The sequence below is a fragment of the Nesterenkonia alba DSM 19423 genome, assembly GCF_000421745.1.
Taxonomy (GTDB): domain Bacteria; phylum Actinomycetota; class Actinomycetes; order Actinomycetales; family Micrococcaceae; genus Nesterenkonia; species Nesterenkonia alba.
Map to the genome: position 1 here is coordinate 24,443 of NZ_ATXP01000008.1, position 26,317 is coordinate 50,759.

The 26,317-nt window shown below is 63.9% G+C and carries 23 protein-coding genes; 9 read left to right on the forward strand and 14 right to left on the reverse strand.

All coding sequences use genetic code 11. From position 1 onward, the window contains the following. Positions 1 to 52: 52 nt before the first annotated feature. The 7 genes from H578_RS14010 to ectA form a co-directional block, all read right to left on the reverse strand. Positions 53 to 2,146 carry a TPM domain-containing protein gene (locus tag H578_RS14010; RefSeq protein WP_022873038.1) on the reverse strand — a complete coding sequence of 698 codons (2,094 nt, stop codon included), beginning with the start codon at positions 2,144 to 2,146 and terminating at the stop codon, positions 53 to 55. An 85-nt stretch (positions 2,147 to 2,231) separates the two neighbouring features. Beyond that, positions 2,232 to 3,443, reverse strand: coding sequence for an acetoin utilization protein AcuC (locus H578_RS0107295; protein WP_022873039.1), 1,212 nt, complete (start codon positions 3,441 to 3,443; stop codon positions 2,232 to 2,234). Between the two features lie 49 nt (positions 3,444 to 3,492). Further along, entirely contained in the window at positions 3,493 to 4,164 is a 672-nt protein-coding gene (locus H578_RS0107300) for a potassium channel family protein (RefSeq protein ID WP_022873040.1), read from the reverse strand. Between the two features lie 41 nt (positions 4,165 to 4,205). Next, entirely contained in the window at positions 4,206 to 5,570 is a 1,365-nt protein-coding gene (locus H578_RS0107305; protein ID WP_022873041.1) for a TrkH family potassium uptake protein, read from the reverse strand. Positions 5,571 to 5,626: 56 nt separating this feature from the next. Continuing rightward, entirely contained in the window at positions 5,627 to 6,019 is a 393-nt protein-coding gene (locus H578_RS0107310; protein ID WP_022873042.1) for an ectoine synthase, read from the reverse strand. An 85-nt stretch (positions 6,020 to 6,104) separates the two neighbouring features. Next, entirely contained in the window at positions 6,105 to 7,391 is a 1,287-nt protein-coding gene (gene ectB, locus H578_RS0107315; RefSeq protein ID WP_028464047.1) for a diaminobutyrate--2-oxoglutarate transaminase, read from the reverse strand. An 86-nt stretch (positions 7,392 to 7,477) separates the two neighbouring features. Beyond that, positions 7,478 to 7,987: a diaminobutyrate acetyltransferase gene (gene ectA, locus H578_RS0107320; RefSeq protein ID WP_033420426.1), complete on the reverse strand. Its 510-nt coding sequence runs from the start codon at positions 7,985 to 7,987 to the stop codon at positions 7,478 to 7,480. Between the two features lie 235 nt (positions 7,988 to 8,222). On the opposite strand from ectA, the gene H578_RS0107325 reads away from it, so the two are divergent. Then, positions 8,223 to 8,441 (forward strand): CsbD family protein, encoded by a 219-nt coding sequence (locus tag H578_RS0107325; RefSeq protein WP_022873043.1) that lies wholly within the window; start codon positions 8,223 to 8,225, stop codon positions 8,439 to 8,441. 105 nt (positions 8,442 to 8,546) lie between these two features. Then, on the forward strand, positions 8,547 to 9,929 hold the full coding sequence (locus tag H578_RS14015) for a uracil-xanthine permease family protein (protein ID WP_022873044.1): 1,383 nt from the start codon (positions 8,547 to 8,549) through the stop codon (positions 9,927 to 9,929). On the opposite strand, the gene H578_RS14020 is transcribed toward H578_RS14015, so the two are convergent. Next, complete coding sequence (locus H578_RS14020) at positions 9,918 to 11,426, reverse strand: amidase (protein WP_169558509.1); 1,509 nt, start codon at positions 11,424 to 11,426, stop codon at positions 9,918 to 9,920. The genes H578_RS14015 and H578_RS14020 overlap by 12 nt on opposite strands. Before the next feature lie 60 nt (positions 11,427 to 11,486). Between H578_RS14020 and H578_RS0107340 the strand changes: the two genes are divergently transcribed. Beyond that, positions 11,487 to 11,816: a rhodanese-like domain-containing protein gene (locus tag H578_RS0107340; RefSeq protein WP_022873046.1), complete on the forward strand. Its 330-nt coding sequence runs from the start codon at positions 11,487 to 11,489 to the stop codon at positions 11,814 to 11,816. Further along, complete coding sequence (gene pheA, locus H578_RS0107345; protein ID WP_022873047.1) at positions 11,813 to 12,763, forward strand: prephenate dehydratase; 951 nt, start codon at positions 11,813 to 11,815, stop codon at positions 12,761 to 12,763. The genes H578_RS0107340 and pheA overlap by 4 nt, the downstream gene beginning before the upstream one ends. Here the strand turns inward: pheA and H578_RS0107350 are convergent. Beyond that, positions 12,744 to 13,874, reverse strand: a complete 1,131-nt coding sequence (locus H578_RS0107350; RefSeq protein ID WP_022873048.1) for a diacylglycerol/lipid kinase family protein — start codon at positions 13,872 to 13,874, stop codon at positions 12,744 to 12,746. The genes pheA and H578_RS0107350 overlap by 20 nt on opposite strands. A 142-nt stretch (positions 13,875 to 14,016) precedes the next feature. On the opposite strand from H578_RS0107350, the gene serS reads away from it, so the two are divergent. Beyond that, the gene (gene serS / locus H578_RS0107355; protein WP_022873049.1) at positions 14,017 to 15,306 is read left to right on the forward strand and encodes a serine--tRNA ligase; all 1,290 of its coding nucleotides are present in this window, start codon (positions 14,017 to 14,019) and stop codon (positions 15,304 to 15,306) included. 220 nt (positions 15,307 to 15,526) lie between these two features. Beyond that, positions 15,527 to 16,024 (forward strand): Dps family protein, encoded by a 498-nt coding sequence (locus H578_RS0107360; protein ID WP_022873050.1) that lies wholly within the window; start codon positions 15,527 to 15,529, stop codon positions 16,022 to 16,024. A 125-nt stretch (positions 16,025 to 16,149) separates the two neighbouring features. Here the strand turns inward: H578_RS0107360 and H578_RS0107365 are convergent, their stop codons facing one another. The 5 genes from H578_RS0107365 to H578_RS0107385 all read right to left on the reverse strand — a co-directional run bounded on the left by H578_RS0107365 (position 16,150) and on the right by H578_RS0107385 (position 23,083). After that, complete coding sequence (locus tag H578_RS0107365; protein ID WP_022873051.1) at positions 16,150 to 17,700, reverse strand: serine hydrolase domain-containing protein; 1,551 nt, start codon at positions 17,698 to 17,700, stop codon at positions 16,150 to 16,152. Positions 17,701 to 17,748: 48 nt separating this feature from the next. Further along, positions 17,749 to 19,041 carry an ABC transporter substrate-binding protein gene (locus H578_RS0107370; RefSeq protein WP_022873052.1) on the reverse strand — a complete coding sequence of 431 codons (1,293 nt, stop codon included), beginning with the start codon at positions 19,039 to 19,041 and terminating at the stop codon, positions 17,749 to 17,751. Between the two features lie 324 nt (positions 19,042 to 19,365). After that, complete coding sequence (locus tag H578_RS0107375; protein WP_022873053.1) at positions 19,366 to 20,424, reverse strand: Ldh family oxidoreductase; 1,059 nt, start codon at positions 20,422 to 20,424, stop codon at positions 19,366 to 19,368. Between the two features lie 48 nt (positions 20,425 to 20,472). Continuing rightward, positions 20,473 to 21,636 (reverse strand): fumarylacetoacetate hydrolase family protein, encoded by a 1,164-nt coding sequence (locus H578_RS0107380; RefSeq protein WP_022873054.1) that lies wholly within the window; start codon positions 21,634 to 21,636, stop codon positions 20,473 to 20,475. Positions 21,637 to 21,646: 10 nt separating this feature from the next. Then, entirely contained in the window at positions 21,647 to 23,083 is a 1,437-nt protein-coding gene (locus tag H578_RS0107385; protein WP_022873055.1) for an aldehyde dehydrogenase (NADP(+)), read from the reverse strand. 339 nt (positions 23,084 to 23,422) lie between these two features. On the opposite strand from H578_RS0107385, the gene H578_RS0107390 reads away from it, so the two are divergent. Genes H578_RS0107390 through H578_RS0107400 form a run of 3 tightly spaced genes read left to right on the forward strand, consistent with a single transcriptional unit; the run spans position 23,423 to position 26,293 of the window. Beyond that, positions 23,423 to 24,448, forward strand: a complete 1,026-nt coding sequence (locus tag H578_RS0107390; RefSeq protein WP_022873056.1) for a DctP family TRAP transporter solute-binding subunit — start codon at positions 23,423 to 23,425, stop codon at positions 24,446 to 24,448. Then, positions 24,441 to 25,019 carry a TRAP transporter small permease gene (locus H578_RS0107395; RefSeq protein ID WP_022873057.1) on the forward strand — a complete coding sequence of 193 codons (579 nt, stop codon included), beginning with the start codon at positions 24,441 to 24,443 and terminating at the stop codon, positions 25,017 to 25,019. The genes H578_RS0107390 and H578_RS0107395 overlap by 8 nt, the downstream gene beginning before the upstream one ends. Before the next feature lie 14 nt (positions 25,020 to 25,033). After that, complete coding sequence (locus H578_RS0107400) at positions 25,034 to 26,293, forward strand: TRAP transporter large permease (RefSeq protein WP_245554948.1); 1,260 nt, start codon at positions 25,034 to 25,036, stop codon at positions 26,291 to 26,293. Positions 26,294 to 26,317: the final 24 nt, after the last annotated feature.

Below are 26,317 nucleotides of genomic sequence, written 5' to 3' on the forward strand. Positions count from 1 at the left end.
TCTCAACGGCGTCAGGAGGTGCAAAAGAGGGTCGACGACGGCGAACCGCGGCTTAGAAGCGGCCGCGGCGTCCTCCGCGGGAGCCGCCGCCAAAACCACCGCTTCGTCCGCGCCGGGAACCACCACCGCCGAAACCCCCACTGCGACTCCGCCGTGCCCGCGGTGCAGAGAAACCACGACCGGAGGTGCCCCGGGACCGCCCCCCGGAGAACCCGCCACTGGGACGGGAGGTAGACAGCCCGCCACCCCAGCCGCCACGGTGCCTGCGTGATCCTCCGCCGGAGCCCAACAGGCCGCCGATGAGCAACCCCATGGCCATATTGCCCATGGCGTTGCCGCCCCGCGGTGCTCCCGCCCCGGGCATGGGACCCGGGTACCTCGCCGGTGCGCTGCGAAACTGCGTATTGTCTTGCTGGGCCAGGTCGTGGGCCTCATCAGCCAGACGTTCGGCCCGGGAGAGCAGCTCCACCGCCTGCTGGGGGTCCTGAAGGGACCGAGCTTCCGCGAAGAGCCGCTCGGCCTCGGCCAGCCGAGTCCGGGCTGGCTGACCCACCGAGCCGCGGTGAGTGGAGACGAAGTGCTCCACCATGCGTAGTTTCTCCGCCACGCGGTCGGTGCGGCGCTGCCGCAACGTCTCGGCGCGCCGTTGGGCCTCCACCCGCTCCCGGGCGGGGGCCAAGGCGGTATCCAACTGCGTTTCGGCGTCGTCGAGGTCCCGGAGGGCAGCCACCGGGTCCCCCTGCTGCTGGCGTGTGTCACGGGCCACCCGCAGCGCCCGCTGGGCGTTGTCCCGGGCCGCGAGGACGGCGTCATCCCGCGGAGCCAGCCGGGCAGCTTCCTGAAGGTCTTCGGCCAGGGAATCAATGGCGTCGTCGAGCGCGGTGTAGGACTCATCGAGCAACGAGCCGGCCTCTTCGACGTCCTGCAGCAGTGTGGCTGCCTGGCCCACGGCCTCTTCGGCGATCTGCACGTGCGTCACTGCGGTCTCGCGGTCCTCGGCTTTCAGAGACGCTCGGCCCTCTTCGACGGCCTGACGCGCCGAGTCCAGGAGCTCCTCGGCCTGCTCTGGGTTTTCCGCCACGGAGGTCACCGCCTGCGGGGAGTACCGCGACTGCAGATGAGCCAGCCGAGCCCGTGCCGACTGGATCCGTGCGGAGCTCTCCTCGGCGCGCTGTTCGACTTCGCGTAGCGCCTGGGGAAGCCGTTGGAGGAGATTGCGCATCTGCTCGAAGTGTTCGGCCTGTTCGGTGAGCGTCTCGGCGACGTCATCGGAGAGTTCGAGGATCCGGGCGTGAGTGGCACGTTGCTCGTCCTCGGTGGTGATCTGCTGTTCATCCAGTTGCTGACGTAGGGCGAAGGCCATCCGCGCCTTCTGTTGGGCTTGGGTCAGTGCCTTCTGGAAGGGATCTGTCGCTTGCAGGCCAAACTGGGCCCGGGCGAACCCCAGCTCCTCCTCTGAGCTGCGCAGAGCGTCGTCGATCTCCACCAGCGCCTGACCGCTGCGGGCCGAGAGTTCCTCCATCGGCAACTGCTGGACTCCACCGGGTGGTATGGAACCGTCTTGTTGTCCCTGCTGCTTGCCTCGCCGCAGGAAATACCACAACAGTCCACCGCCCACCGCGAGCACGACCAGTGAGATCAGCATGACGATCACCAGTGCGGTGGCCACTCCCGCCCCGGGTTCCCCCGCAGGCTCTGCGCCCTCGGTCAGGTCCTGTTCACCGGTGGCCAGCTCCTCGACCCCTTCACCGAAGGCCAGGGCTGCCTCCGCCCAATCTTCGGCACTGAGGTGGGCGACGACGTCGTCGGCCGTCATCGCTTCCAGGTCCGCTTCGGTGATCTCAGCTTCCTCAGCGGCACTGACCGCCCAGGCCTCATCCTCGATGGAGACCACCAACAGTGGACTGTTCACGCCGAGTCCGGACTCTATCGCGACCTCCACCGCATACCAGTCAGGGTCCTCTCCTGCGAGATCCTCAACGAAGTGCACGTAGACGACCTGCCCGGTCTCCTCGGCGATACCACTGTAGGCCGACTCGATCTCGGCGATCTCCTCTTCAGTGAGCACCCCGGCGAGGTCGCTCACCTGCTCTTCGAGGTGCGGAAGATCGTCAGTGGCCGCGGCGGGGACAACGCTGAAGCTCATGGCACCAGCCTATGCGCTCGGGGTGAGTGCCGGAGTCGGGAAACCACAGGGGGCGTCACGCCGCGGGTCTTGTCCCTTCACGCGTCTAGTCAAACCACGGATCCATGCCCCAGAGGGGGAAAATTTCCCGGCGGGTCTGGATCACCGCCCGGTCTAAGTCGTCCTCCGGGTCGTAGCCGGCCTCCCAGCTGCGGAAACGTAAGTCGGCGCCGTCGTCCATGGTTTCGGGGGTGTCCACCCCGTAGGTGGAGCGCACGTAGTCCCGCCAGGCCCCGGGCACTGCCAGTCCCTTCGGCAGTGCGGCACCGGAGGCCGCTGCGGTCAGCTGGGTCCAGCTGCGCGGCACCACCGTGTGGATGGCATAGCCGCCGCCACCGGTGGCGATCCACCGGCCGTCGCAGAGCTCATCGGCCAGCTCACCCACCCGGAGGGCAAGCAACCGGTGGGCGTCAATGCTTAAGTGCAGGTCGCTCATCGGGTCCAGCGTGTGCGAGTCACAGCCGTGCTGAGAGACGATGACATCGGGTTCGAAGGCGCGCAGTACCGCGGGGATCACCGCCTCGAAGGCGCGCAGGAAGCCGGCGTCACCGGTGCCCTCTGGGACTGCGATGTTCACCGCCGATCCCTCCGCCCCGGGGCCTCCGGTCTCATTGGGGAACCCGGTTCCCGGAAACAGGCTCACCCCGGACTGGTGCATCGAAATGGTGAGGACGTCGGCGTCGTCGTAGAAAATCTGCTGGGTGCCGTCCCCATGGTGGGCGTCTAAGTCGATGTAGACCGCATGCACTCCACAACGGTGCCGCAGGTGTTGGATCGCCAAGGCAGCGTCGTTGTACACACAGAACCCCCCGGCTTTGGCGCGGGAGGCGTGGTGCATCCCGCCGGCGAAGTTCACTCCGCGCACCGCTGCACCGGAGGCCAGCGCCTCCGCGAGCCCCAGGGTGCCGGCAGCAATCCGGGCGGCACCTCGGTGGATACCCTCAAAGACGGGGGTGTCCTCAGTGCCCAGCCCGTGGTCGGTGGACGCCTTCCCGGCCTCTGAGGCACGGTGGACAGCGGCGATGTACTCCCGGCTGTGCACGGTGGCCAGGGCGTCGTCGTCGGCGATTCCGGGCACGGTGAGGCTGACGTGTTCGGCATCGAAGACACCCAGCTCGCGGCAGAGCCGTTCGGTCAGTTCCAGACGCACCGGGTCCATGGGGTGGGTGGCGTTAAACCGGTAGTTCAGCAGCGCGGAGTCCCACACCACGGAGGTCGGCGGGGGAGTGCGTGTCAGCTGAGTCACACGCGCCAGCATAGCGGGATCACGGTGTAGGACGTGGTCGCTGTGTTGTGGCGTGACACCCTCAGGCGTGGTCGGCGAACCACTCCAGCTGGCTGACATCACCGGAGACGATGATGGTGTCCCCGGCCGAGACCACCGTGTCCGGTTCGGCGTAGACAAAATCCTTGCCCGGTGACTTCACTCCGAGCACATTGACGCGGTGGCGCTTGCGCGGCTGGGCCTGGTCGATCGTCTTGCCATGGAGGGCCTTAGGCGGACGCATCTTGACGATGGCGAAGTCGTCGTCGAACTTAATGAAGTCCATCATCTGCCCGCTGACCAGGTGAGCGGCGCGCACCCCGGCATCGTGTTCGGGGTAGATGACGTGGTGGCAGCCGATGCGGGTGAGGATCTTGCCGTGGGTGGGGTTGATGGCCTTGGCCCACACCTGGTGTACGCCCAAGTCCACCAGGTTCGCGGCGATGAGCACACTGGATTCGATGGAGGTACCGACGCCGACGACGGCGGAGTCAAACTCCTCAGCCCCCAGTTGCCGCAGAGCCTCCATGTCTGTGGCGTCAGCAGTCACCGTGTGGGTGAAGGCATCGGCGTGCTTCTGTACCAGCCGCGGGTCCCGGTCCACGGCGAGGACTTCCTTGTTCTGGCTGACCAGCTGCTCGGCCAGGGCGATGCCGAACCGGCCCAGCCCGATGACGAGCGTTGGTTTATTCACATGCTGCTTCTGCTTGGCCACGTCACGGTCCTCCAGGGGTGGTGTTCTCTTCAGCGTAGCGCTCAGCCGATGATCGGCCGGCCCTCCGGGTAGCGGTAGCGGATCCGACTGTGCCGCAGTGTCAGGGCGGCGGCGAAGGTCATGATGCCCACGCGTCCGGCGAACATCAGCCCGGAGAGCACATACAGTCCCGACGGCGGCAACTCCTCCGTCAACCCCGAGGTCAGTCCGGCGGTGGCGAAAGCGGAGATCGATTCGAACAGCGGGCGTTCGAGGTCCTCACCGGTGATGATGATGAGCGCCAGGGTGGAGACCAGGACGAAAGTTCCGCCCATGGCCAGCACGGACACTGCCACGCGCACCGCCTGGGCAGGAATGGTCCGGCCGTGGGCGGTGGATTCCTCGTGCCCGCGGGCTTCAGCGAGGAAGGCGAGGAGGATCACCGCGAAGGTGGTGACTTTGATCCCGCCTGCGGTGGAGGCTGAACCGCCGCCGACGAACATCAGCGCATTGGTGACCAGCATGGTCTCCGAGTGCTCCATGATGTTGTCGACCACGGAGAACCCGCCTGAGCGCATCATCACCGAGGCGAAGAGGGAGTTCTGGATCTTCTCCCAGACGGACATTGGTCCGAGGGTGTCGCTGTGACTCCACTCCAGAACAGCGTAGGCGACGGCGCCGATCACCATCAGTAGTACCGTGACCTCCACGGTGAGTTTGGTGTGGAGGCTCCAGCGCTTGATCCGCCAGCGCTCCCGCCACAGCACCAGCAGGACGGGGAAGCCGAGACTTCCCAGGAAGACACCGATCATGATCGTCCACAGCACGATGGGGTCGTGGCCGACGTCGGCGAGCCCTTCGGGGTGGATGACGAATCCGGCATTGTTGAACGCACTGATGGCATAGAAGATGCCGTACCACGCCCCGGTGGCGGCGTCGTCCTCCAGCATCATCATCCGAGGCACGAGGATCGCTGCCAGGGCGGCTTCCACCACCACCGAGCAGATGACCACAGTGCGGATCAGTGAGCCGACTTCCCCCAACCGGCCGGTGGAGATGCCCTCCTGGGCCACGAGCCGGGTCCGCAACCCCAGGTGATGGGTCACTGACATGGCGACCAGGGAGGCCAGGGTCAAAATGCCCAGGCCCCCGACCTGGATGGCGGCCAGGATGACGACCTGCCCGGCACCGGACCAGTGTTCGGCGGTGTTGACTGGGGTCAGACCGGTGACTGAAACCGCGCTGGTGGCCACGAAGAGGGCATCGTGAAACTGTGCGGAGCCGCCGTCGGCGGTGGCCCAGGGCATCATCAGCAGTGAGGTGAACACAGCGATGACCAGGGCGAAGATGAGCAGGGCCATCCGCGGCGGGGAGGACTGCGCCAGCCGGCTGAGGAAGCCGGTCAGTCGCTGCCAGGTCAGGATCACGGGCCCTACTCTAGACTGCGCGCCCGCCGGGGTGAGGTCTTCTCAGGCCGAGAAGATCAGTCGTCTTCGATGATGAGCGGGTAGACGCCGTTCTCGTCGTGGACCTCGCGTCCGGTGACCGGCGGGTTGAAGACGCAGACCATGCGCATCTCCTCTTCCACATCCACCTGGTGCTTCTCGTGGCCGTCGAGCAGGTAGAGGAAGCCGTCGGTGATCTGGTACTTCTCGCCGGTCTCTAAGTCGGTCAGTGTGCCCTTGCCGCCCACACAGTAGACGGCTTCGACGTGGTTGGCGTACCAGAACTCATTGTGGGTTCCCGCACGCAGGGTGGTCTCGTGCAGCGAGAAACCGACTTTCTCCTTGGCCAGGATCATCCGGCGGGAGCGCCAGTTTGGGGTGTCGATGTCCCGCTCGGTGCCGTTGAGGTCGTCGATGTGCAGGGTGTACATACGTCTCCTTAGGAAGTTTGCTTCAACACGGCCTGGAAGTCTTGTCCGCCAGCGTAGCGGGCTTTGCCCGCCCGCCGGGACTAACTCAGTGCGGGGCCCGCAGGCGGGAGGGCTCACCCATCTGGCCGGTGGCGGCCAGCACGGCTTCCTCTAGGATCTGCAGACCCTTCTGCAGGTCCTCATCTGGGATGTTCAGCGGGGGCATGAGTTTGATGACTTCATCCTGTGGTCCGGAGGTTTCTACGAGCATATTGCGCTTGTATGCCTCGGCGGCGACCTTACCGGCGGTGTCCGGGGCGGGGAAGGAAATCCCGGCGAGGAAGCCACGGCCCTTGACGTAGGAGCCTTTGACGTGGCCGGTGATTTTCTCCATGCCGGTGTGCAGGGCCTCGATTTTGCCGGCGAGTTCCTTCTGGAAGGAGTCATCAGACCAGAACAGTTCCAGGGCACGGGCGGCGGTGACGAAGGCGAGGTTGTTGCCGCGGAAGGTGCCGTTGTGTTCCCCGGGCTCCCAGACGTCCAGCTCCGGTTTGAACAGGGTCAGTGCCATCGCCAGGCCGTAGCCGGAGATCGACTTGGAGACGCAGACGATGTCCGGGTAGATCCCCGCTTCTTCAAAGGAGAAGAAGGTGCCGGTGCGCCCGCAGCCGGCCTGGACGTCGTCGACGATGAGTAGAATCTTGTGCCGCTTGAGCAGGTTGGACAGCTCCTTGAGCCACTCCATGCGTGCGGCGTTGAGGCCACCTTCGCCTTGGACGGTCTCCACGATGACCGCGGCGGGCTTGTCCACACCGGAGCCGGCGTCTTCAAGGACCTTCTCCAGCCAGATGAAGTCGGGTACGTCCCCGCCGAAGTAGTCGTCGTAGGGGATCTTCGAAGAGTTCGTCAGTGGGATCCCGGCCCCGCGGCGCTTCATGGAGTTACCGGTGACCGACAGGGACCCCAGGGTCATCCCGTGGAAGGCGTTCGTAAAGGACAGGATGTGTTGGCGTCCGGTGACTTTGCGGGCCAGCTTCAGGGCCGCCTCCACGGTGTTGGTACCTGTCGGGCCGGGGAACATCACCTTGTAGTCGAGGTTGCGCGGTTCCAGGATGAGCTTTTCGAAGACTTCCAGGAAGCGGCGCTTGGCCGGGGTCTTCATGTCCATGGAGTGGGTGACCCCGGCGTTGGCGACGTACTCGACGATGAGTTCGCGCAGTTCGGGGTGGTTGTGCCCGTAGTTCAGCGCACCGGCACCGGAGAAGAAGTCGAGGTACTTGGTGCCGTCTTCGCTCCACTGGTAGGGACCCTCGGCTCGTTCGAAGACAGCCGGCCAGTTCATGCAGTAGCTGCGAACCTGGGACTCGCGGGTGTCGAAAATGTCAGTAGCCATGGCGGTAATGGGTTCCTTCGGTACCTAGCGGATAACGGAAAATATGGTCGAACGTCTTCTTGAGGACATCACTGACGACGACGTCGTCAGGTCTGCTGTAACGGTTCCACGATGTAGAGATCCTCGGCAGCGTGGCTTTCCCCGGTTTCCTCTTGTGTGGGGAAAAGATCCGGGGTGAACAGTGGTTGCCGGCGGATTTCTGTGCCGTGCTCGCGGGCCAGCGCGGTAAACAGTGCGATGGAGGCTTCATTGTCCGCGGTGATCGTGGTCTCTAGGCGGGCGGCCTGGGAACGGCCGACCAGCTCGAAGAGCATCTTCTTGGCCAGTCCGCGCCCCCGGAAGCGGGAGTCCACCGCAACCTGCCAGATGAAGAGGGTCTGAGGGTCAGAGGGCTTCAGGTAGCCGGAGATGAACCCGGCCGGTTCGCCCTCTACCTCGGCCAGTACCGAGGAGGCGGAGAAGTCTCGGGCCCACAGTAAGTAGGCATACGGGGTGTTGGTGTCGAGCACTCCGGTGCCCGCGGCCAGACGCCAGAGGTCGGCGCCGTCGGCCACTGTGGGTGCGCGCAGGATGATGAGCTCGTCGTCAGTGTCCATCACTGCATAACCCTAGCCAGACGCCGGTGGGAATCAAATACTTGCGGCGCGTGGGGTGCGTAACAAGCTGGGAAATTCCTGGTCATTCCCCGGCGTGGTGAGGGGGCGTCGTCGTGGTCTCTGACTGCCTGCTGGGAGTCCGGTATGAATCCGCTTGAACCTGCTGACAAGGCACGACGCCGCCCACTAGGGTCGTGAGGTGAAAGGTCGGCAACAGATAGAGGAGGTTCCTCCCATGGGACTCGAGGACAAGGCTGATGCACAGAAGGACAAGCTCGCCGGAGCCACCAAGGAAGGTGCCGGCAAGCTCACCGGTGACAGCCAGACCGAGGCGGAAGGGAAGGGCCAGAACCTGCAGGGCAAGCTGAAGGACGCCGCTGAGTCGGTCAAAGACGCCGCAGGTGATGCCAAGGAGTCCGCCAAGGGCTTTACCGATGGACTGAAGAAGGACTAATCCCGGCTGCGCAGCATGCGCCGGTGAGAGCAGAACACCATACGTAGGCCCCGGGGAGTAGTGCTCCAGCACGCTCCTCGGGGTTTTCTCGTATTCTGGTCTGCCGTGACCAAGCGCATCATTCCCGGCTTCGGCTGGAAGCTCCACGGAGACGGCAAGACCATCCGGCCCGGCGACGTCGTCGCCCCCGAGGAACGGCTCAGTTGGCTACAGACCACCGGAGTGGGGATGCAGCACGTGGTGGCGATGTTCGGGGCCACCTTCCTGGTGCCGGTCATCACCGGGTTCCCGCCCTCGACCACCCTGCTGTTCACCGGAATCGGTACCCTGCTGTTCCTCATCATCACCGCAGGGCGGGTCCCCAGTTATCTGGGGTCCTCCTTTGCCTTTCTGGCGCCCGTGGGGGCTGCCACCGCCCAGTACGGGATGTCCGGAGCGCTCGGCGGGATCTTCCTGGCCGGGCTGGGTCTGGTGCTGGTGGGAGTGATCGTCCACTGTGCGGGTCCGGCGTGGATCCAGCGGCTGATGCCTCCGGTGGTCACCGGCTCCATCGTGGCGCTCATTGGACTCAACCTCGCTCCGGCGGCCTGGGGCAATGTGCAGGAAGGCCCGGTCACCGCTACGGTCACCATCGTGGCCATGCTGGTGGCCTCGGTGCTCTTCCGGGGAATGCTGGGCAGGCTCTCCATCCTGGTGGGTGTAGTGATCGGCTACCTGGTGGCGGTCTTCCGCGGGGAGGTGGACTTCTCCGAGGTCGGCGACGCCGGCTGGATCGGCCTACCGGAACTCACCGCGCCGAGTTTCCACCTGGGGACCGTGGCGCTGTTCATCCCCGTGGTGCTGGTTTTGGTGGCCGAGAACATTGGGCACGTGAAGTCAGTGGCTCTGATGACCAAACGCGACCTGGATCCGGTGACCGGCCGGGCGTTGATGGCCGACGGTGCGGCGACGATGCTGGCCGGCTCCGGTGGTGGTTCCGGGACCACCACTTACGCGGAGAACATCGGGGTGATGGCCTCCACCAAGGTCTACTCCACTGCTGCCTACTGGGTGGCGGGGACTTTCGCCATCCTGCTGGCGCTGGTGCCGAAATTCGGCGCGGTGGTAAACACCGTGCCCGACGGGGTGCTCGGCGGTGCCGGCACAGTGCTGTACGGAATGATCGGCATCCTGGGTGTGCGCATCTGGGTGCAGAACAAGGTGGACTTCTCCAACCCCATCAACCTGGCGGTGGCCGGAGTGCCGCTCATCATCGCCATCGCCGACTACACCATGATGTTCGGGGAGATCGTCTTCACCGGTATCGCCCTGGGTTCGATCGCGGCACTGTTGATCCACCACGGGATGGGGCTCATCGCCCGCTGGCGCGGCACCGACCCCGGCTACGAGGACGCCGACCCGGAAGCCATCGCGACCCCGCTCAACCGGGAGGATGTGGAGTACCTCGACGGTGGGGGTCGTCTCGACGACGACACCTCAGGCCGCTGACCGCATCATCTGCGCGGCCAGGGCCAGGAGCAGTTCCTCACTGTGCTGCCGGCCGATGAGCTGGATCGACCAGCTCAAGCCCGACGCGTCGGTGTGCACTGGCACGTTGATCGCGGGTAGCCCGAGCACATTGACCACGGAGCTATACGGGGTGAACTGGCACTGGGCCCGGTAGTTCTCTTCCGGGCTCAACCCGGCGAAGAACCCGACCTGTGGGGGAGCGAACCCCAACATCGGGGTCAGAAGCACATCCCACGGCCCGAGGATCGCCTCACCGGCGTCGGCGAACTGCTGGAGCTGTTCCAGTGCCTGCTCGGTTTGCTCGGTGTCCCGGGCTGCGGTCAGTTCGAGGAACCATCGGGTCAACGGTTCGAGGTCTTCGGGATCCTCCACGGGTACCCGCCCCAGTCGGGAGGTCCATAGGGCGGTGAATTGTTCGTAGTAGTTCTCAGGCCAGAACCGTTCTGTGCCGGTGCAATGTGAGGTGCCCTGGACGTGGTGGCCTTCGGCAGCCAGCCGGGTGATGCCTTCCTCCACGGCGACGATGGCGTCCTCAGCCAGGACGATGTCCAGCTCGGGGGAAAACGGCGACTCCGTGGTGACCCCGATCTGCAGGGCGGGCAGACCTTCGGACAGTGCACTCTGTACGGTACGCAGTGCACCTGCGGCGGCCAGGTCTTCTGCGGCTGCGGAGGTGAACCGGTGCCCGGCCATCACATCGAACAACAGGGCGGCGTCTTCGGCGAGCACGGCGATGGGGCCCGAGGTCATCAGGTTGGTGACCGAACTGGAGGCATCGTCATCGGGTAGGCGCCCGCGTCCTGGTTTGAGACCCACTAGCCCGCAGGCGGCTGCTGGGATGCGCACCGACCCGCCGCCGTCATTTCCTGGCGCCACAGGCAGGATCCCGGCCGCGACCGCGGCAGCGGCGCCACCACTGGAGCCCCCTGGGGTTCGGCTCGGATCCAACGGGTTGCGCGCGGCCGGGGCGATCCGATTTTCCGTGTAGCAGGGCAGCCCGAACTCGGGCACTTGGGTTTTGCCGATGCTCACAGCACCGGCGGCGTGGACCCGGTGAGCTAAAGGCGCATCCCGGGCAGGCACCCGCGGGGCCACCTCGGCGCTGCCCAGCCGCAGAGGCATCCCCGCCACGGGAATCAGATCCTTGAACCCCACTGGCAGCCCCAGCAGCGGGGCCGCTGCGGAAATGGCCGCAGGGGAGGCACTACGGCGCAGAGTCTGCAGGGAGGAGTCCATCTGGCTGGCTCGCGCCAAGGCGAGGTCTGGGTCCACTTCAGCGAAAGCGCCCAGGCGCGTCAGCGTGGCGGCGGCGGTGATCGCCGTCGTCGTCAGTTCTACACAGCTGACATCACCGTTGATGACAGCCTGCCGCCAGTGCTCGGCGGTCGCGGCACGGAAGTCGACCATCGAGAGGTCTGTGGTGTGCTCAGCAGCGGGTGTGGGCATAGGCCCCGGGGTGGCTGCAGGGTGCTCCATATGGCAACTGTATACGCCGCCCTCCGGCCCGGACAGGCAGACCGATAAGATGGTTGCGCTATGAGTGACGTCGACACTGTTCCCGCCGCAGAGGTGCCCGCCGAGGCGCAGATCCTCGACGTGCGTGAGGCCTACGAGTACGAGGTTGGCCACGCCCCCGGGGCGGTGCATATCCCGGTCGATGAGATTCCGGTGCGTTTTGACGCCGAACTTGATCCCGACGTCGACTACTACGTCATCTGCCGCACCGGTGGGCGTAGCATCCAGATCGCCCAGTGGCTCACCGTTCAGGGGTATTCAGTGTTCTTCGTCGGCGGTGGTTATGACGCCTGGGTGACCGCTCAGCGCCCGCTGGCCTCCGTCACCGGAGAGGAGCCCCGCATCCTGTGAGCGCTCCACCGTCCGTGGCTGGTTCCGGTACTCCCCGCTATTCCTTCCTGGGGCCTTCGGGTACCTTCACCGAGGCTGCCCTGCTGAAGATGCCCGGGGGGCAGAACGCCGAACGGGTGCCCGCCTCGAGTGTGCTGGCGGCACTGACCATGGTCGACGACGGTGAGGTCGACGGCGCCGTCGTGCCCATTGAGAACTCCGTGGAGGGCGGGGTGACTGCCACGCTCGACGCCGTCTCCGTGGCTCACCACCTTCACCTCACCGCAGAAGCCCTGGTCCCCATTAGTTTTGTGCTCGTCTCGGCCGAGCCCAAGCCGCTCAGTGAGGTGAACTCGGTGGCCACCCACTCCCACGCCTGGGCTCAGGTGCGCCGGTGGGCCGAGGCCAGCGTGCCACGGGCCGAGTTCGTTCCTGCCTCCTCAACCGCGGCGGCCGCCCACGGTCTGCTGCGTGATGAGCCATTGGCCGATGCAGCGATCTGCGCACCCTTGGTGGCTGAACAGTTGGGGTTACACGTCATCGCCTCCGGGATCGAGGACACCCCCGGTGCGGTGACCCGGTTCGTGCTGGTGACCACTCCCGGGCCGGTGCCGGAGCACACCGGAGCCGATAAGACCACCGTGATGATTCCCTTGCCCGAGGACCGACCCGGCGCGCTGATGGAGATCCTGGAGCACTTCTCCACCCGCGGGGTGAACATCTGCCGTATCGAGTCCCGTCCCACCGGCAACGGAATGGGGGACTACTTCTTCTCCATGGACTTAGAAGGCCACATCAGCGAAGCGCGGGTGGCCGACGCGCTGGCCGGCATCCACCGGGTCTCCCCGAAGATCCGGTTTCTCGGTTCCTACCCCCGGGCCGATGGTAAACGCCAGCAGGTCGACCCCGAGGTCTCTGAGGCGTCTTTTTCCGCCGCGCAGCGCTGGGTTAACTCCCTGCAGCAGTGAGCGCCGAGACCGGGGAGACGGCCCGAGCCACCCCGTTAACGGTCAGTGAGCCGGCGGCGACCTCCGCACCGACCCCGACCACCTCGCCCACCGGGTCGCCGTCGATCTGAAACGGCATGGGTTCCTCCATCCGCAACCACCCGGAACGGGCCTGCCGTACGGTCATCACCGGGATGGAGGAGGACAGCCGCAGTGCGGTTTTCGCCATGATCCGTGCCCAATCCAGGGCGTGGCGGGGAGTGAAGAGCACGGCATCGAAGTGCCCGTCGTCGAACCGTGCTGAGGGGATCAGCTCAATGCCGGCCTGTAGTGATCCGCAGTTAGCCAGCAGGACTGAACGGACACGGAAGGTGGCGGGGTCGCCGTCGTCGAGCTTGACGGTCACCGACTTCCTGGAACCGGCGACATGCCGCAGCCCAGCTTCCCCGTAGGCCAGCCATCCGGCACGGGCTTTGAGCACCTCACGAGTATCAGCCATGACTTCAGCGTCCAGTCCGCCGCCGGCGATGACCAGGGAGATCTCTTCATCCTGCCGTCCGGCGGGGCGTTGCAGGGTCAGTTGCAAGGTGTCCACCCGGTGTGGGGTGCCGTGGATGGCTTCCTCCACACAGGCGGGCAGGTCGTCATAGGGCAAGCCGATGTTGCGGGCGAATAAGTTCCCGGTGCCCAGCGGGATCACCCCCAGGGCGGTTTCCCGGCCGGTGAGTTCGGCGGCCACTGCCCGGACCGTGCCGTCCCCACCGGCGGCGATCACCACATCACATCCGTGCTGCAGTGCTTGCCGGGCCATCCCCCGCCCGGGGTCTTCTGCGGTGGTGTCAAAGATGACCGGATCGGGCATACCCGCTTGGGTGCAGGCGGTATAGACAGCGGCGACGGCGTCGGCGGCGCTGTCTTTGGTGATATTGACCACGACGCCGACCAGCCGCTCCTCGGGCTTCTTCGGGTGGGCGGCCAGGAGGCCGGCGAGTTCGGCGTCGTGTTCTAACTCGGCAACTCGGTGCTTCAACTGGCGAACCCGCACGACGTAGCGTGCTGACACCACCAGCAGCACAGCGGCGAGCACCGCGCAGGCCAGTACAGCCCACTGCAACGCCGAGGAAGGATCCATGCCGGGAGTCTATCCAGCCGCCCTGAGCGCCGGTGCCGAACGCAGCGAAGGTGCTGTGGACAGACCACCGTGGGGCAGACGGGTGGGCACTGCCGTGCCTGGTGGCACCGTGGCGGGACGAGTCTGAATTAGGCTGGGCTGCGTGATCGACATCAAGGACCTCCTGGAACGCCCCGACGTTTACCGTGCCAGCCAACGCGCCCGTGGCGCGGATGAATCCGCCGTTGATGAGCTCATCGCCGCTGCGGAGGCACGGTCGGCGGCGATCACCCGCTTTGAGACTCTCCGCGCCGAGCAGAAAGCCTTCGGCAAGCAGGTCGCCACCGCACAGGGGGAGCACAAGCAGCGCCTACTCGCCGAGGTCAAGCAGCTGGCTGCTGATGTCAAGGCCGCCGAGGCTGACTCCGCCCAGGCACAGCAGAGGCTGAACCAGCTGCTGGCCGCATTCCCTAACCTGATCCACCAGGGGGTACCCGCCGGAGGGGAGGAGGACTTCGTCGTGCTGCGCCATGAGGGCAGCCCGCGTGACTTCGCCGCCGAAGGTATCGAACCCAAGGACCACCTGGAGTTGGCCGAGTCCCTCGGTGCGATAGATATGGAACGCGGCGCGAAGGTCTCCGGTGCGCGGTTTTACTTCCTGACCGGTATCGGAGCCCGGCTGGAGTTGGCGATGATGCAACTGGGCCTGGACCAGGCTCTGGCAGCGGGATTCACCCCGATGATTACCCCCACCTTGGTTCGCCCGGAGACTATGGCCGGCACGGGTTTCGATGTGGAGCACGACGACGAGATCTACCGGCTGGAACGCGATGACCTTTACCTGGTCGGCACCTCGGAGGTGGCCCTGGCCGGGTACCACGCTGAAGAGATCCTCGACTTAAGCACCGGGCCGAAGCGGTACGCCGGCTGGTCCACCTGTTACCGCCGGGAAGCCGGCTCCCACGGCAAGGACACCCGCGGCATCATCCGGGTTCACCAGTTCAACAAGTTGGAGATGTTCGTCTACTGCTCCCCGGAGGAGTCCACGGCCGAGCATGAACGCCTCTTGGCTTGGGAAGAACAGATGCTCGCCGCGATGGAGCTGCCGTACCGGGTGATCGATACCGCCGCTGGTGACTTGGGGCTCTCGGCCGCACGGAAGTTCGACTGCGAAGCGTGGGTTCCCACTCAAGGCACCTACCGGGAACTGACGTCCACCTCGGACACCACGACCTTCCAAGCCCGCCGGCTTAACATTCGTGAGCGCACGGTGGCTGAGGATGGCTCCAAGGGTCCGACCCGTCCGGTGGCCACACTGAATGGAACCTTGGCCACCACGCGCTGGATCGTGGCCTTGTTGGAGAACCACCAGCAGGCCGACGGGTCCGTCCGGGTCCCGGAGGCACTGCGTGGGTATCTCGGGGGGCTTGAGGTCATCGAACCGGTGACCTGAGGTCAGGTGCGGGGATCGCTGCTGAACAGGCACGACGACGTCGTCAGTGAGTATTCAGGTTCTGCTCACCTTCGCAGATTAATAAGGAGATGTGGACTCAGAGGGTCGACTTGCAAGGTCAGGCTTATCTTGCTAGCGCAACTTATTTTGAGTTCCTAAGATTAAGGGTGTCAGGGGTCGGCAGAAGCCGGCACCGAGGATCCGAACCGAAGGAGCGGACATGACCGAGAAATACGCTGACTACACCGTCCCAGGACTCAGCCAGGACAACGGCCGGGAGATTGCCGGCCTGCTCCAGGACCGACTGCACGCCCTCAACGACCTCCAGTTGGTACTCAAGCACGTGCACTGGAACGTGGTGGGCCCGACCTTCATCGCTGTTCACGAGATGCTCGACCCGCAGACCCACAAGGTGCGCGAGTTCGCCGATGAGATCGCCGAGCGCATCGCCACCTTGGGTGTGGCACCTTCGGGGCTCTCTGGTGAGCTGGTCTCCTCCCGTTCGTGGGAGGACTACCCGCTGTACAAGGCCGATGTCACCACCCATCTGGCAGAGCTAGACAAGGTCTACACCGGCCTACTGGAAGACCACCGCAAGGTCCTCAACAAGGTCGGCGAGCTCGACGCCATCACCGAGGACATCCTCATTGGTCAGGTCAAGGAACTCGAGCTGTTCCAGTGGTTCATCCGCAGCCACTTGGAGAAGGTCTCCGCGTAAGTCGCGGTACTGGTTGATCGCCAGTACTGACGTGGGGCAACACCTCACAGCGGCACAGGCCCGCCGGGAGTACAGCAAGACGTTCTCCCGACGGGCCTTTTGCCGTGACATTGCCAGTGCATGCATTACCGGCGGCGGGGCGGGCCGCTGTAGACCCCCTGGTATTCGTCAGCGAAGAACTCCGCGGTCTTCTGCATCACCAGAGTGGCCCATTCGCCTGAGAAGTGCAGCGTGAACTCGATGTGACCGTGGTAGAGCCCGATCGTCATGCTCCTGATGTGCAGGGTGTTCTCATCCACCCAGGTTCCGGAGGAGTACGTCTCGTACCCATAGTTCGGCAGCGAATGCCTGATGTTCCGGCCAATCCCAAAGGGAATCTCCCAAGCTGCTGGAGTGTCGGATGACGCAGCAGCCTCCGCCTCTCCCACAGGGTAGAGTGTCAGATGCCCCTCACCAGCGGTGGTGACAATCGACAGGTCAAAACGGTGGCCCGCTTCATCACACACTGAGTATTGCCTGTTGACTGAAACGCCCTTGCCTCCTGGTGGAAGCGCGGACAGTTCCAACCCGTCGGTGTCGGCGCGCAGTGCCTCCTGGGCAGCCGGATCATCGGGGAGTGGCTCCGCACTGAGATGAGGTAGGACCTCATCCCATAGCGCATCCAGCAGCTGAGCGGTCCCGTCGGGTCGCGGTTGGTTGTCCCCGGTGACCACCATGATGAGGTCTTGGTCTGGAAGGCACACAATCAGCTGGCCTCCCATGCCGCGAGCGGCGAAACCACCGTGCCGGGTCAACCAGATCTGGAAGCCGTAACCGGCGCGATCATCGGGATGCTGATGCCGCTGATGCGGCAGGGATGTCACCGCAGAGGTGCGGAAACTCGTCATCTCCTGAAGGTAGGTGGCGGGTACCAGTTCCTCCCACGGCCCTGGCTGGCGACCACGCATCAGCAGCAGACCGAAGCGTGCGGCATCGCGCGGGAGGCAGAACACTCCAGAGCCTCCGTGGGTCACCCCTTGCGGATTCTGCTCAACCTCTCGCCACGAGGGCCTTCCCGCACGCTGCTGAACCGTGAGTCCCGTCGGGGTCTTCAGTCCCTGTATAGGCCCCTGGCCACCGATCGGACCGAAAACCCGCGTGGCTAAAAAATCCTCCAGGCTCTGCCCGGAGAGCCTCTCCACCACCGCGGTGAGTACCACCGTGGCGGAGGTGTCGTAGGCGAAGATCGTGCCCGGACGGCGGGTCGGAGTGACGGTGAAGAAGGTGCGCACCCAGTCGGGGTCCTCAGTCATGATGTAGGTCATGTCCTCGTGGGGGGTGCGCATTTCCAGCAGATCCACGATGCGAGCCTCCTCCACGAACGGGTGGATGTGATGTTCGGCCCGGATCTCGGGAAAATACTCGATGACACGGTCCTTCAGCTGGACCCTGCCCTCGCCGACCAGCACGCCGATGGCAACAGCAACGAAACTCTTGGCCACCGAATACATCCGGTGTGGTGTGGAGGCCGTGTAGGGATTCCAGTAGGACTCCCAGACCAGCTCGCCACGGCGCACCAGCAGAACCGAATGCAAGACGAGTTGTTGCCGCTGGAGCCTTCGGATCATGGAGTGAATCGCCGAGGAGGGGATGCCGAGACTCTCTGGACTCGCGGCGGAGGGCAGGGGGAAACGCACAGTGAAGCTCCTTTGTACGGGTAGCCGGATCAGGACAGATATGGGCGGTCACCCGGAGAGGGAACTCTCCATCTCTGAGTACATCGCCGTGGCGGCTTCCTCCGGAGTCATGCGCTCGAAGAACACTTCGATCTGGTATCGCTTGAAGATGTCCTCCATGGGACCGAATCCGATGGGCGGCAATGGCTCCTGGGTCTCGATCTCGTCTTCTAGGTCTTCAAGGAAGTCCACGGCGATCGTGTTGCTCTCGTCCAATTCGCTGGCGATCACTTCACGGATCTCCAGATTGGCCGGGTATCCCCGCTCGGTGAGGGCAAGTGTCCCTGCTGTCTCGTCATTGAGCAGGAAGTCGATGAATAACTGAGCTTCTTCTGGGTGCTCAGTGGTGGAGGCTGCCGAGACGAACATCGAGGACTTGAACCACATGCCGTGCTCGCCCGGATGGTCGGGGCGGCTCGGGAAACGCAGGAGGATGAGATCATCGCCGGAGAATTCGCGCAGTGAGGGGAGCTGGTTCGACCACCAGAACCCGATCGCTGCACGTCCGGTTCCCGTCAGGTGCTGGTCAGCTCCTTCATAGATCACCTCGGAGGTGACATCGGCCGGGGGTAGTGCCCCCTGGTGCATGAGGTCCAGGTGGTACTGGAAATACTCCGCAGCATCGTCCTCGGTGAATCCGAGTTCGCCGTCATCGGTGACGAAAAAATCTCCCTGCTGGCGCAGCCAGGTTTGGAACCCGGAGGGCTCGGCGGTGTTACTCATTCCCCACGCGTCATCCAGGTTTTCACTGAGTTCAGCGGTGATCTGGGCGTATTCCTCCCAGTCCCATGTGGTGTCGTCGGGAAGCTCGACTCCAGCTTCCTCGAAGAGCCGGGGATTGGCCACCAAGCTCATGGTGTTGAGTCCTGCGCTCAGCGCGTAGATCTCCCCGTCGATCCGGCCATGGTCGAGGACGTCATCGGGAAACTCGCTGACATCGACATCTGAGAGTTCCAGTAATGTGCCACGCTCTGCGTACTCAGCGACAAAGTTGTTGTCCATCATGATGACATCAGGTGCATCGTTGGCAGCGGCTTGGGTCGCAAGCTGATCCCAGTAGCTGCTCCAATCGGTGTATTCACCGGTGACACTGATGTGGGGATATTCTTCCTCGAAGGCCTCAATAATGCTCTGATTGATGTGCTGTTCTTGTGAACTCCACCATGAAAAACGAAGGTCTACCGGGTCGAGATCCCCGTTATCACTGTCGCCGGACGCCTGAGCGCAGCTTGTGAGGGTCAGTGCGAGAAGTCCTGTCGTGGCAGCAATCGACGTCAGGGACAGGGGGCGGTGGCGGCGCATGGCGAGTGACCTTCCTTGAGGGCGACCCCCAGTATGAGCGCAGCCTAGATCCCAGGAGTGGGTCTATGTTGATCTGCGGTCTCACCTACTGGAGGCTCATCACGGTGATGAGATGAGATGAACCTAAGGGTGAGCTGGGCCACAGTCAATAAATCGTTCCAATTTCGCCCATACTATTTAGGTCTCATATGCCCATGACGTGCGCGTGGCAGGTATCCATCCATGTCGGGATCGATAAATATGAAGTATCCTCAGAAGGGTGATTGAGGGAAGATAGAGATCCTTTTAATAGTCTCCCTGGACGTCATAATTTAACCCAATATGTTACTGGGAAGTCGCAGCCAAGGGGGCGACGTCGCGTTTCTCCGCTGCGCTGCGCAACAGCTCGACTGTGCTGGGAGCCAGGGTGATGATCTCCGAGGCCGCTGTCCGGTTCTTCGCCTCAATATCGCCCGGTGCAAAGACCTGCTTCCCAGAGGACCGCACCGTGGACTGCAGCTGAGACAACCGCTTCCGCGTGTGTTCTGCTCCAGTGAAGAACTCCGGGTTCACCACGAAGAGCGTGTGCCCCACATTCATACGCGATGCCGGATCCACCCAAATATCAGTGGTCTCATAGGCGAAGGCCGCTTCACCCAGAGCAGCGGACAGCCCCTCCAAGGCCACCGCCAGTCCAGACCCCTTATGTCCACCGAAAGGTGTCAACGAGCCATCCAGTGCTTCCTGTGCATCGGTCGTCGGATTGCCCTCGGCGTCCACCGCCCAGCCTTCGGGGACCGGCAACCCGGCGTTCCTTGCGGCCACGACCTTCCCATAGGCGCCCTGCGAGGTTGCCATATCCAGGGTCATGGGATGCTCACTGTCGGTCGGCATGCCCACTGAGAGAGGGTTGGTGCCCAAGACCTTCCCTGCACCGCCGAAGGGAGAAACCACGGGCCCGGTCGTCGAGGTGGCAATCCCCACCAGCCCCTGCTGGGCGAGCCGGTCCACCCAGAACGCCCCGGCGCCATAGTGGACGCTGTTCTGAACCGCCACCGCTACCGCGGCCGAGCGCTGCGATTCCTCGAGGGCAAAGCGCACAGCCTCAGCCATCGCCACCTGACCAAAGGCGCCGTCGGCATCCAGTAAACCGCCCCCCGGTGCAGTGTTCACCCACTTCAGCTCCGCCGCGGTATTGATACCGCCGGCCTCGGCGGCGTCGGCATATAACGGCAGGCGAAGCAACCCATGAGAGGCAATACCGCTGCGATCGGCGAAGACGAGGTTCTCCGCGGTGATGGCGGCGTCGTGCTCACGAGCCCCCGCGGCGGTGAGGACCCGGCGCGCGAAGTCCTCCGCCTCGGTGACGGTCACGGTAAAAGTGGCTGGTTTTTCAGAAGACATGCAGGCGCTTTCGTGCTCGGAGGGGATGTGCGGGCCACGTGCGCGGACTTAAACGTCCGAGCGCAGGCGTGAGACGTCGTCGAGCAGTGAACGCAGCCCATAGGACCACGGCGGCAGCTCCTCGGAGAGCCCTACCCGGTTGACCAAGGCACCCAAGTGGCTGTTCTTAATGGTGACGACGTCGCCCTGCTTGTGTGTGAAGCCCTCACCGGGGACGTCTCGGTCCTCCGTCGGGGCGAACAGGGTCCCGGTATAGAGGACAAAACCATCTGGGTACTGGTGGTGGTCTCCGAAAGTCGCCGAGACGAGCTCTTCGAAGCTCCGGGACAGTGCTGAGACCGAGTTCAACCCCTCAAGGGTGTAGCCCTCGGGACCCTCCACGGTCAGGGTGATATCCAGCTGCCGGGCCCGGTCCACTGTGAACTCCTCATCGAAGATGCGCAGCACCGGGCCGATCGCTGCCGAACGGTTGTTGTCCTTGGCGATCCCCAACAGCAAAGCACTGCGTCCCTCCACATCGCGTAGGTTCACGTCATTACCGAGCGTGACCCCCACGATCTCTCCGGCAGAGCTGACCACCAGGACCAACTCGGGCTCGGGGTTGTTCCAGGAGGAGAACCGTGGAATGCCGATATCGCTGCCGGATCCCACAGCGGAGAGCACCGGAGCCTTGGTGAACACCTCCGGGTCTGGCCCCAGTCCGACTTCCAGATACTGGGACCACCACCCGCGGGCGATGAGAGCCTCTTTGACGGCAGCGGCCTCGTCACTGCCAGGGGTGATGGTGGTCAGATCAACGCCGAGTTCGGCCTGCATTGACTCCCGGATTCTGGCCGAGGCCTGAGGGTCTCCTCCGGCGCGTTCTTCAATCACCCGCTCAAGCATCGAGCCGACGAACGTCACCCCGCAGGCCTTGATGACCTGCAGGTCCACCGGAGCCAGCAATACCGGAGCCGATGCTGTGTTTTGCTCCTCCAGGGTGATGTCCTCCACCGACAGCCACGGCTCCGCCTCAGTGAGGGCCTTCAGTGCTGTTGCCACCTCAGGCAGGTCACACAGCTCAGACACTGTGGGTGCCAGGCCGGAGGCATCCCACACCGCGCGTTGATGGATCAGAGCCGGAACCGGAAGGTCACGCGCTGGATCCCAGATCCGGGCGATGTACAGCCCAGAAGGATCGGCGGGCAGGACGTCGTCAATGGTGTGCGGCATTTTTCCTCTTTCAGCGGGTCCATTCGCCGTCAACACGACGGCGCAGCTTCAACGGGTTGTCTTCCTTCAGAGCTTCGGGCAACTCATCCTCGGTGAACCCCTGGTAAGCCACCGGGCGGAGGAACCTCCGAATGGCGGCGGTGCCCACCGAGGTGGTGTTCGACGCCGTCGTCGCCGGATAAGGGCCACCGTGATTCTGCGCGTAGGAAACGGTGACACCAGTGGGCCATCCGTTGCGGATCAGCCGGCCGCAGCGCTGCTGCAGGCTCTGGCTGATCGCAGTGATGTCCTCGTCATCCTCGCAGTGGACTGTTCCGGTGAGCTGCCCCTGAAGACGCCCGACGACGTCCGTGAGCTGACGCTGGTTCGTATAGCTGATAACCACCGCGGCGGGACCGAACATCTCGGTGTGCAGCACCTCGGACTGCTCGGTGAGGGCTTCGGCACGCGCGAAGTACACCGAAGGAGACGGGGGATTGCCGGTGCTTCCTTCGGAGATGGTCTGGACCCCGGGTAGCTGGCTGACGTGCTCGCGTGCCTCGATGAAGCCCTCGCAGATCCGTTCGTTGAGCATCTTGCCCGGCAGGTCCACACCGGCCAGTTTCTCGGTGAGCAGTTGCTGGGCCGCCTCGGCGGCATCTGTGGGGAGAAAGAGCAACCCGGGCTTCGTGCAGAACTGCCCGATGCCCATGGTCATCGAACCGATGAAACCTTCGATGATCTCTTCGGGGCGGTTCTTCCAGGCACCCTCGGTGACCACCACCGGGTTAATTGAGCCCAACTCGCCGTAGAACGGGATGGGTTCTGGGCGGGAGACAGCCCGGTCGAATAGTGCTCGGCCACCGCTGACCGATCCGGTAAAGCCGACTGCTTTGACCAGCGGGTGCTCGACGAGTTCGATACCGGCCTGCCGGCCGGTGATGGCTCCGAAGAGCCCTTCGGGGGCACCGGCCTCCCGCAGGGCGCTGGCGACGACCTCTGCGGTGAGCGCACCCAGCTCCTTGTGACCACCGTGGATCTTATGCACCACACTGCATCCGGCTGCCAGGGCGGAGGCCGTGTCACCCCCGGCCACGGAGAACGCGAAGGGGAAGTTGGAGGCGCCGAAGACTCCCACCACTCCCAGGGGGACGTTGATACGGCGAATATCAGGCCGGGGACCCATGCCCCAGTTCTCGTCGGCGTGGTCAATGGTCGCGTCGAGGAACTCGCCCTGTCGCGTCTCCTCTGCCAGGAGTTTGAGTTGGAACACCGTGCGAGTCAGTTCGGTATTCAGGCGGGCCTCAGGGAGGTTGGTGTCACCCTGGGCGACGGTGACCAGGTCCTCGCGGCGGGCTTCCAGTGCATCACCGACTCCTTCAACCCACTTTGCGCGGGTCTGAAGGGAGACCTGGCGTGCGGTGAGGAATGCCTCATGGGCAGAACGGACTGTGGTGTCGACGGACATGGAGCCTCCTTGATCCGGCTATCGGCAGCTGACGCATGTCTGGTGACGTGCGTCACGGCAGCTACGCACCCTGTCTATCAAATCCTATATGAAAGAACAATACTCTATAGGGTCAGCGATCGAGGTAGTCCTCAGTGCCGCGGGGTGTATCTACCGCAAGGTTTGGCGTGTGTTTGACATCACATGAGATGCGTGCATATTATCTGGGTCACATTGCAAAATATAGGATCAGCTCAGATCACATAGGAATGCTGAGTGATTTTTCTACGGTCTGCCCCCTGTCTGAACTGTTCGTGGCACCGGGTATGGACCGTTGTTGTCATCCGAAGGAGAAGTGCGATGAAATCTCTCCGCCCCTGGGCGGCTCTTGGCGGAACCACCGTCCTGGCGCTCGGGCTCTCGGCATGTGTGGACACCGAGGTCGAAGTTGAAGCCATCGATGCGGTGTCCTACGACGGCGAAGAACTCCGCTTCGCTCACGTCTATGACCCCGACCACCCGGTTGAAATCTGCGGTGTCCCCGCGGTCAACGAAGAACTCGAAGACGTCGGTGTGCGGATCAACTCCTATCCCTCAGGTCAACTGGGTGACGAGCAGGAGCTGCTTGAGCAGGTCCAAGCCGGAAGTCTCGAGATGGCCATCGCCGGCCCCTCCTTCTTGGGTGTCTGGGAGGAGAACGCTGAGCTCTTCGACGCCGCCTACCTCTTCACCGACGCCGACCACATGGAAGCCACTGTCAACGGTGAGATCGCCGAGGAGATCTTCGCCGAGCTGCGCGAAGGCTATGGCCTCGATGTGCTCTCCACCTGGTACTACGGGACTCGTCACGCCACCGCCGATGTGGCAGTGCATACCTCTGATGATCTCTCCGGCCACGCCTTCCGTGTCCCGGAGGCTCCGCTGTACCAGGCGCTGGCCGATGTGCTCGGCGCCTCGGCGACGTCGATGGCTCTGGGGGAGGTCTACCTGGGGTTGCAGCAGGGCACCATCGATGCCCAGGAGAACCCCATTCCCACGATCGCTTCCTACAACTTCTATGACGTGCAGAACTACCTCAACCTCACCCACCACATGGTCCAGGGGGTCATGGTCACCGGTAGTGAGGCTGCGCTCTCGGTCTTAGATGAGGATCAGCGCCAGGCACTGGATGAGGCGTTGCAGGTTGGGGCGGCTGCCACCCGCGAATGTGTCGAGGAGCAAGAGGAGTCATACATCGATGAGTGGCAGGAATCCGGGGTAATCGAGGTCAACGACGACGTCGACCTTGACCACTTCCGTGACCGTGCTGCGGAGATCATCCCTGAACGTTTCGCATGGGGCGATCTGTACCTGGAGATCCAACAGGCGGGAGATGGCGATGACTGATGCAAGTACCATTTCCATTCCCGGTGAACCCGGGGCCCCGGAGGACGCCCACTATGTGGAGGAGCGCTCCCGGGTCTACAAGGTCCTGGTCAATGCCGAATTCGTCCTCGCGGCACTCCTGCTGGTGATGCTCTTCGCCGTGGTGATTACTCAGGTGGTGGCCCGCTACGTCTTCAGTGCACCCATCAGCGGAAGTGAGGAACTCTCCCGGTTCACCTTCATCTGGTTCACCTTCATTGCCGCCTCCTTTGTGGGAGCACGGCGCAAGCACATCATTGTCCAACTCTTCACCGGTGGGAAGACCGGGAAACTGGCCGCCGCCGCTGAGGTTTTCGCCTACCTGGTCATGATCGCAGTCAGTGCGGTCCTGATCTTCGGCGGAGTGCTCATGGTCACCACGATGTGGGACATCGCCTCCCCGGGGCTGGAGATGCCCTACCGGTTCGTCTACTCGGCCCTGCCGGTGGGTTTTGTGCTCATCGCGGTGCATGCCGTGGTGAACCTCGTGCTGGCATTGATGCACCCTGAGCAGTTCGCTGGTCAGCAGGACGTAGAAACGGCAGGTCTGTAATGACGTTATTCCTCATGATCGCAGCGGTTCTCATCCTGCTGCTTCTGCGTGTGCCAGCGGCGATCGCTTTGCTGGTTCCCTCACTGGTCTACATCCTGGTCGACCCCACGGTGGGGCTGGACACCGCGGCCCAACAGACGATCTCCGGGGTGAACACCTTCCCGTTGCTGGCGGTGCCGCTGTTTATCCTCATGGGCAATATCGCCAATGTTTCCGGTATCTCCGACCGGCTCTTTGACGCCGCCAGTGCGCTTTTTGGTCGGGTCCGGGGGTCCCTGGGCTACGTCAACGTCTCTACCAGTTTCGGTTTCGCCTGGATGTCGGGGGCAGCGATCTCCGATGCCGCCGCCATGGGACGAGTCCAGGTACCCGCTATGCTCAAGCGCGGCTACCCCGATGGGTTCACGCTGGGTCTGACGGCGTCGTCGTCGTTGGTCGCTCCGATCCTGCCACCGTCGATTCCTGCGATTATTTACGCCGTCACCGCCGGGGTCTCCATTGGGGCACTGTTCGTCGCCGGCATCGTCCCCGCACTGCTGCTGGTGACCGCACTGTGCCTGGTGGTCTACTTCAAGACCCGCAAGCGTGAAGACCTGCGGATGGAGAAAGTCACCGGCCGTGACCGGTGGGTCCCAGTGCTTTCGGCACTTCCTGGCTTCGGTGCCGCCGTGGTGGTCCTCGGTGGCATTCTGGGCGGCATTTTCACACCCACTGAGGCGGCGGCGGTGGCCGTGCTCTACATGCTGGTGCTGTCGATGTGCTACCGGTCGATGGGCGTGGCCAACATCAAGCGCGTCATGCTCAACACCGTGGAGACCGGCGGTGCGGTGCTGTTCATTGTCTGTGCCGCCGCGCTGTTCGGCTGGGTGCTCGCCCGCGAGCAGGCACCCCAGGTGTTGACCCAGCTCATCTTCGAGATCACCACCAACCCCATCGTCTTCCTCATCCTGCTCAACATCGTGCTGCTCATCGTCGGCGCGGTCCTGGAACCCACTGCCGCGATCCTCATCCTGGTTCCGGTACTGGCCCCGGTGGGGGAGATGTTCGGCCTGGATCCGCTACACATGGCGATGATCGTCATCTTCAACCTCATGCTGGGGCTGCTGACCCCGCCGGTGGGGTTGGTGCTCTATGTCTTCTCCTCGGTGACGGACTTCTCCGTGACGCAGGTGATCCGCGGCGTCGCGCCTTTCTACGGCGTGCTGCTGTTCGTGCTCTTCCTCATTACCTTCTTCCCCTTCTTCAGTACCTGGCTGCCTTCCCTGGTCGCCTGAGGTGCCAGCATCATCGGAAAGGAA